Source organism: Streptomyces sp. NPDC057654 (assembly GCF_042800135.1).
Taxonomy (GTDB): Bacteria; Actinomycetota; Actinomycetes; order Streptomycetales; family Streptomycetaceae; genus Streptomyces.
In genome coordinates, this window is record NZ_JBHVHQ010000418.1 from 1 (window position 1) to 7,202 (window position 7,202).

A 7,202-nucleotide genomic window follows, 5' to 3' on the forward strand; every position below is an offset into this window, starting at 1 on the left:
GGACGCGGCCGGCGGGGCGGAGGGGACCAGCGCGGCCCCGAGCCGGAGCCGCCGCGCACAGGTGGTCTTCTGTACGACCGACAGCCCCGCGACCACCGCCCCCAGCACCAGCCACCCCGCGGGCCCGGCCGCCATCACCACCCCGGTCAGCAGCGGCGGACCGGCGGACTTCTGGATGGACTGGGACATCCCGGCCACCCCCAGATACGCGGCGCGCGCGTCCGGCGGCGCGAGCAGCACTGCCAGCTCCCACGAACTCACCGAACGCATCAGCTCCGCCATCGTGACGAGCAACGCCCCTACGAGCAGGGCGGCCCCGGCCGGCCACGCCCCGCCCCGAGTGGACGCCGCCATGACCGCGCAGCACGCGAACAACAGCACCCCGTACACCAGCACCGCCCGTGTGGCCCGGTGCGGCCCCTCGGCCCGCCGCGACACGCTCAGCTGCAACACCACGACCAGCACGGTATTGATGATCAGGAAGGCCGGGACGATGGCGTGCGGCGCCGACGTCCGGTCGACCAGCCACAGCGGCAGCCCGACGCTGAGGATCGAGTCGTCGAGATTCATCGCGATGTCCAGCAACGCGAACCGCAGATAGCCGCGATCCCGCCACGGATTCGCCGGCCGCGCCGCCGACCCGCTCGCAGCCGTGGCCCTCGGCCCGTCCCCTTCCCCCGGCTCGGCTCCGGGCGCGCCTTCGGCCGCCGTCCCGCCGTGGGACCGCGCCACCTCGACGCTCGCGGCCTTCGGCTCGTGGGCGCGCCACACCAGCGCCGCCGCGGCGACGAACGAGAGCGCGTCGCCCAGGATCAGCACCCGGTAGGCGCCGCCCGTCCCCACGGCCAGGCCGAGGGCGGCGAGCCCCGCGCCGACCGCGTACCCCGCGTTGGCCGCGCTGCGCGACAGCGCCTGATAGGCCGCGCGCCGTTCGCCCGCCGCGCGGGTGGCGAACAGCATCTCCAGCATCTTCGCCGCCCGGTCGCCCAGGTAGGTGACCGCGACGATCGGGAGCAGCGCGGCGAACTCGGTGCACACCAGCAGCAGGCTGAGCGTCACCAGCCGCAGCAGGTGGGAGCCGATCAGCAGCGAGCGCACCGGGAAGCGGCCCGCCAGCCGCCCGGCCAGCGGGGAGCCGGCGATGCCCGCCACGCCGGCCGTGCCGAGCAGCACGCCGACCTGCTGGGCGCTCAGGTGGGTCACGAAGGTGAAGTAGAGGACCGACGACGAGGCCCACAGCCCCGAGCCGGTCCGGTCCAGGGCCAGGGCGAGCAGCATGATCCGCGCGTTGCGGCCGCCGGGCGGGTTGCGCAGTTGGGCGATCAGGCCCTGTCCGTTCCTCCGGCCCCGCCCGCCCGGTGTGCCGCCGCGCCGCATCGCCCGCCCCCTCGGATGTATCTCGATGTCAAGAGATCTATGGATCGAGGGGTAGCCTGCCGGGCATGAATCTCGATGTCAAGATACTTGATGTCGATAGACCTGGTGCGCGGCGCCCAGTATGGGCCCGAGTGCCGCGCGCCAGGTCCGCCATCGACTGACGGAGAATCGATCGACGGGAAAGCGGGATCGATTCAGCTTCAGCAGCTCAGATTGCCACCGGTGGAGGTGCCCAGTAGCTGGGTGAACCTACGGAAGGTGTCGATGCGGTTCTGGACCTGGCCGGGGTTGCCCCCGTTGCACTCCACCGAGCCGTTGATGCTGCGGATCGTCTCGCCGAAGCCGCGGTCGTTGACGATCGCGTCGTGCGGCGTCATCGTGCCCGGACCCCGCTGGGTGTTCCAGTACCAGAGCCCCGTCTTCCAGGCCACGGCCGGGTCGGTCTGCACGAGGTTCGGGTTGTGCAGCAGGTCGATGCCGAGCGCGTCGCCCGCCGTCTTGTAGTTGTAGTTCCAGCTCAGCTGAATCGGCCCGCGCCCGTAGTAGGCCGCCTGCCCCGCAGGACAGCCGTACGGCCTGTTGGGGTCGCAGTAGTGCGGGTAGTTGCTGGTGTCCTGCTCCACGACGTGGACGAGGCCGCCCGTCTCGTGGCTGACGTTCGCGAGGAAGGCGGCGGCCTCCCGCTTCTTGATGGTGTCGCTGCCCGTCTTGGTGAAGCCGGGGTAAGCGCTCAGGGCCGCGGTCAGCCCCTTGTACGTGTAGAACGAGTTCCGGTTCGGGAACATCTGGTTGAACTGCGCCTCGCTCACCACGAAGTCCGTGGAGGGATTGGTCGGACCGCAGTTGTACGGCTCCCAGAACCAGGTGCTGATGACCGGGTCGTAGCCCGGGTTGTCATGGGTGGCCCGGTAGAAATTGCCATTGGTGTACTTGACGATATCGCCGGTCCTGTACGACTTCCCGGCGGTCCATACGGTGTAGTTGCAACTCGCGACAGTGGTGGGGGCGGCTGCCGTGTCGGGGGTGGCGGCCGCGGTCGCGGACGGCGCCCCGACGGCGAGAACGGCGGTGAACGCGGCGGCGGAGAGGATGGCTGCCATGCGCTGTCTCAGCAACACTTGATCACTCCTCGGTGCGGCAGAAGCCGCGGGGGATCGGCGCCGGACGACCCGACGCGCGTGTGTGCGTCCCCGCGGCCGGCATCCGGGGCCGGACGCGACCGCAGAGATGAGGTACTCAACCGCTGCGGTCTGGACCAGTCAAGACCGCAGATCGCCCACATGCCTCCTGACTGGCACGAACCGACTGGCGCGAACCGACTGGCACGAACCGACTGGCATGAACCGACCGGCGTGCACGCCACGCACATCCCCGCGCCGACGCGGCGCTCGCGGTCCACGCCGATCCCCACCGGCCTACTCCTCGCCCCAGGCGACGGGGAGCCGCTCCACCCCGTAGATGTTCATGGCGCTGCGCATCGGCACGTCCTCGGGCGGAACGGCGAGCCGCAGTGACGGGAAGCGGGCGAAGAGAGCCGGGATGGCGACGCCCATCTCCACCCGCGCCAACTGCTGGCCCAGGCACTGGTGGACGCCGTGCCCGAAGCCCAGATGCCCGGTGGCCTTCCGGCGCAGGTCCAGGGCGTCGGGGTCCGGGAACTTCAACGGGTCGCGATTGGCGGCCTGGAACGAGACGGTGACGCACTCACCCGCCCTGACCAACTGGCCTTCCAGCTCTATGTCCTCCAGCGCCGCCCGCACACCGGGGTCGGCGACGGTCAGATAGCGCATCAGCTCCTCGACGGCCTGGTCCGCGAGACCTGGATCGGCCCGCAGGGCGGCGGCCTGGTCCGGGTTGCTGAGCAGGGCGAAGGTGCCGTGGGCGATCATATTGGCGGTGGTGTCCAGACCCGCGACCAGCAACAGGACGCCGATGCCGGTGAGTTCCTCATCGGTGAGGTCGCCGCTGGTCAGATCGCTGATCAGATCGTCCGTGGGCTCGGCGCGCTTGGCCAGCACCAGCTTGTGCAGATACTCCGTCAGTGCGGTCAGCGCCGCTTCCCGCTCCCGCTCCTCGGCGGACTGGGTGAGCAGGGTCGAGGCGTGGTCCTGGAAGAGCTCCCGGTCGGCGTACGGCACCCCCAGCAACTCGCAGATCATCAGCGCCGGAACGGGCCGCGCGTACGCCTCCACCAGATCCGCCGTCTCGCCCCGGCGCTCCATCGCGTCGAGGTGCTCGGCGGTGATCTGCTCCACCCGCTCGGTGAGCGCCCGCATCCGGCGCACGGTGAAACTCCCGATGAGCAGCCGCCGATAGCGCGTGTGCTCGGGCGCGTCGATCCCGGTGAGGTCGCCGACGGCCGCCGGGGGCATCTCGCCGAGGTCCATGAGCGGGGAGTGCAGGAGCTCCTGGCGCGAGCTGAAGCGCCGGTCCGCCAGCACTTCCCGGACCACGGCGTGGCCGGTGGCCAGCCAGCCCATGTGCCCGTCGGGATACCGCATCCGTACGAGCGGCCCCTCTTCCCGAAGCCGCGCCAGCTCGGCGGGCGGGTCGAACGGGCAGCCCTCCGTGCGGTCCACCGGCATCGTGACCGGCTCGGAGCGAGGCGATGGTGTGGGGTGGTGGTGCATGGGGTCCTCCGGTTCAGAGTGCAGAGTGACGTGCCATGTGCGGTGCCACGCGCGGTACGGCGAGCAGTACGCGAAGCGGTGCGTGATGCGGAGCGCGGTGCACCGGGTGATTCCAGGGCGCAGCGGCTCGTACGAGCACACCGGCCCACCGCTCGGCGCGTCGCGGCAGAGCCGCCGACGAGCGCCCAGCGGGTTCGGCGGGGTTCAAAGGCCGCCGCCATGGCGGCGAGTTGTGTGCTGACGCGCTGGGTTCGTACGGTCCGGTGGGTCCGGCCTCCCCGTTCAGGCGCGGTGGATCAGGATGTCGCCGATTCCGGTGCCGGCGCGGACCTCGACGGTCTCGTCCGCGGTGTCCGGACCCTCCGTCGTGCTCAGGGAGTTGCGGACGCTGCCGAGGCCGGTCTTCACATCGAGCCAGGCGGCCGTGGACTCGGCGATGCCGATCTCGACATCGCCGATGGCGGCCTGGAGCGTGATGCTGCCGCGCGTGACCTCGCCGACCCGGATGCCGCCGTTGGCGGACTTGGCGTCGACACCGGCAAGCGCGACGTCGACGGAGATGGCGCCGTTGGCCGCGTTCACCCGCAGGTCGCCGACGGCCTCGCCGACCTTGGTCTCGCCGTTGCCGTTCTTGATTCTCGAAGTGCCCCCGAACGTGCCGATCTCGATCCGCCCGGCCCCGAGGATCTCCGCGTCCCCGGCGAGGTGGGCCGCGTGGATGTCCCCGTGGCCCGTCTTGAGGAACGCGGCCTCCGCTTCGTCGACCCGGATGTCGCCGAGCGACGTCTTGAGCCGGCATTCGCCGAGGCGTCCAGTGCAGAGGAAGTCCGCCATGGGGGTGGTGCCGTGGACGTCCGAGCCGGCCGGCAGTTCGACGCTCACGTCGATCGAGCCGGGCTTGCCGAACAGTGAACGCTTCTTGGGCCCCTTGACCAGCAACTTACCGTCCGCGTAGCTGACTTTGGTCTGCTGGGCGGTACGGACGTCGGCGTCCTCGGCCGCATTGCTCGGCAGCACCTCGACGACCGTGTCGACGCGCTTGCCCGCGGTGATCCGGGCGGAGCCGACGTCGAATTCGACGGTGGCGGAGATCGGTGCCGGAGTGTCGAAGGTAGGCATGGCTGTCCCGTCCTCATGGCTCAATGGCTCAGGTATGCGTCCCGCTGGTGGGCGGGTGAAGGAGAGTGGTGCCCGAACGGACGCCGCACCGGCCGGAGGCGGTCAGCGGACCCAGCCGGTGAAGCCCTGACGGCCCATATGGCGCCCACGTGCCGGAGGCCGGCCGCGCTCGGTGGGTTCGAGGGCGGCGGCGACGGCCCGTACGAGCCAGGCGTTGACGGACAGGCCCTCCTGCCCCGCCGCCTCCTCGGCACGGGTCTTGAGATGGGCGGGAAGCCTCAGATTGACGCGCGCCGTACCGCCGTCGTCGCCGTCAGAGGCCGGGGGGACCGGCGCCATGGGCGCTCGCGCGCCGCCGGACGGGCCCTCGTGCGCACCTGCCTCCTCGAACCCTTCCAACGCCGGCGGCGGCGTCACGACGAATTCGGGGTCGAGTCCGCGCAGCCGTACGTCGACGGACCCTGGTGCCAGGTCGCGGGTGACCTCGCCCATGGCGCTGGACAGCGCGTTCAGGAGCATGAGCCGGACGGCCGACTCCAGAGGCGTGGTGAGCCGCTCGGCGAGCTCGCGCGCCTCGTCCCCGCCCGTGTCGGCGGCGACCGCGAGCTCGTGCCGGAGGTTGTCGACATACGGCGTGAGGTCCATGACGCCATGATGGCACCATGGTGGTGTCATTGCAAGGGGGTTGGTGGTGCATGCCTGGCGCCAGGGCCTGGGCGGGCCTGAATGCCGTGGTCAGGCTGCCCAGATCAGGCTGCCCGGATCAGGTCGCCCGGATCAGGTCGCCCGGATCAGGCCGTCCGGATCAGGCCGTCCGGATGAGGTCGCCCGGATCAGGCCAGCGGAATGACCGTACGGTACTTCCCGCCGGGCGCCTGCCGGGGCGGCTCCTCGGCCCGTTCGATGATGACACCCTCCAGCCCGTTGTCGGCGAGCAGGCGGCTCAGCTCGCGGCGGGCGGCCTGCCATACGCGGTCCGGGTCGGCTCCGGCGGCCGGGAGCAGGCGCACGCGCAGCGTCGTACGGGCGGTCTGCTCGATCTGGAACCGCTCGACTCCCGGCGTACGGTCGAAAAGGGTGCCGAAGGCCAGCGGGGCGAGGCTGACGTCCGCGCCGCGGCCGTTCGGGAAGGTGAGGACGTCCCCGGCGCGCCCCTGCACGCGGATCGCGGGCAGCGGGTTGCCGCAGGGACAGGGGTCGGGCCTGAGCAGGACGCTGTCGCCGAGGTCATAGCGGAGGAACGGCTGCACGCGGTTGGCGAGATTGCTGACCAGGACGGTGTGCGAGAACTCTCCGGGCGGTGTGGGCCGGTGGTCGGCGTCGACCGGCTCGACCACGGCCCAGTCGCTGTTGACGTGGTACCACCCGGCCGCGCAGCCGTAGCTGAGGTACGCGCACTCGGTCGCCCCGTACACCGTGCCGACCTTCGCGCCGAAGGCGGCCGCGATGCGGTCCGTGTCGCCGGTGGTCATCGTCTCGCCCGCGGGCTCGATCAGGAGCGGGTCGATGCGCAGCCGGCCCGCCTCCTGTTCGGCGGCGAGCAGCATGATCGTGCTGGCGTAGCCGATGACGATGGCGGGGCGGTAGGCGTTGAGCCGGTCGACCAGCTCCGCCATCGGGGTGTGCACCGAGAACGCCCGGATCAGCCTGGCGCGCCAGCCGCCCTCACGGACCAGGCGGGAGTACCCGGCGAACCCGGCGTAGTGCCCTCCGGTGGCGATCAGTTGGGCGAAGCGCCCGCCGCGGGCGGTGGCCCGCAGCACGCCGCCGGGGCCCAGCCAGGAGGTGAGCGCGCGGGAGGTGAGGGCGGAGGTGACGGCCATGTACCGGTCGTCGAGGAGGAACAGGCCGCGCCGGCCGCTGGTGCCCGAGGTGGTGGCCACCATGTACTTTCCCAGGAACCGCTGCCCAATCAGCTCAGGGTCGTCGCCGAAGGCGGACACCTTCTCGTGCGTGATGCCGCGGTCGCCCACCCAGTCGTCGAAGTTCGCCATCAGCGTCTGCTTGTCGGTGACCGGCAGCAGCGCCGGGTCCGTCACGCGGTCGGGCAGGCCGCGGTAGAGCTCGCGGTAGTAG

At 71.3% G+C, this 7,202-nt stretch carries 6 protein-coding genes; all 6 read right to left on the minus strand.

Going from position 1 to position 7,202, the window contains the following annotated elements:
• On the minus strand, positions 1-1,377 hold a 1,377-nt coding region (locus tag ACFU99_RS26365; RefSeq protein WP_384396244.1), incomplete at its 3' end, for an MFS transporter.
• Between the two features lie 200 nt (positions 1,378-1,577).
• Positions 1,578-2,492 carry a glycoside hydrolase family 19 protein gene (locus ACFU99_RS26370; protein ID WP_384396259.1) on the minus strand — a complete coding sequence of 305 codons (915 nt, stop codon included), beginning with the start codon at positions 2,490-2,492 and terminating at the stop codon, positions 1,578-1,580.
• A 300-nt stretch (positions 2,493-2,792) separates the two neighbouring features.
• The gene (locus ACFU99_RS26375) at positions 2,793-4,007 is read right to left on the minus strand and encodes a cytochrome P450 (RefSeq protein ID WP_384396247.1); all 1,215 of its coding nucleotides are present in this window, start codon (positions 4,005-4,007) and stop codon (positions 2,793-2,795) included.
• 282 nt (positions 4,008-4,289) lie between these two features.
• A complete protein-coding gene (locus ACFU99_RS26380) occupies positions 4,290-5,126 on the minus strand; it encodes a DUF4097 domain-containing protein (protein WP_384396250.1) in 837 nt (278 codons plus the stop codon).
• A gap of 102 nt (positions 5,127-5,228) precedes the next feature.
• Positions 5,229-5,771 carry a hypothetical protein gene (locus ACFU99_RS26385; RefSeq protein ID WP_384396253.1) on the minus strand — a complete coding sequence of 181 codons (543 nt, stop codon included), beginning with the start codon at positions 5,769-5,771 and terminating at the stop codon, positions 5,229-5,231.
• A gap of 188 nt (positions 5,772-5,959) precedes the next feature.
• A partial coding sequence (locus ACFU99_RS26390) for a phenylacetate--CoA ligase family protein (protein ID WP_384396256.1) occupies positions 5,960-7,202 on the minus strand: 1,243 nt, incomplete at its 5' end.

Coding starts and splice junctions, on each gene's coding strand:
- ACFU99_RS26375 (WP_384396247.1), bottom strand. CDS start 4,007: ATGCACCACCACCCCACACCATCGCCTCGCTCCGAGCCGGTCACGATG.
- ACFU99_RS26380 (WP_384396250.1), bottom strand. CDS start 5,126: ATGCCTACCTTCGACACTCCGGCACCGATCTCCGCCACCGTCGAATTC.
- ACFU99_RS26385 (WP_384396253.1), bottom strand. CDS start 5,771: ATGGACCTCACGCCGTATGTCGACAACCTCCGGCACGAGCTCGCGGTC.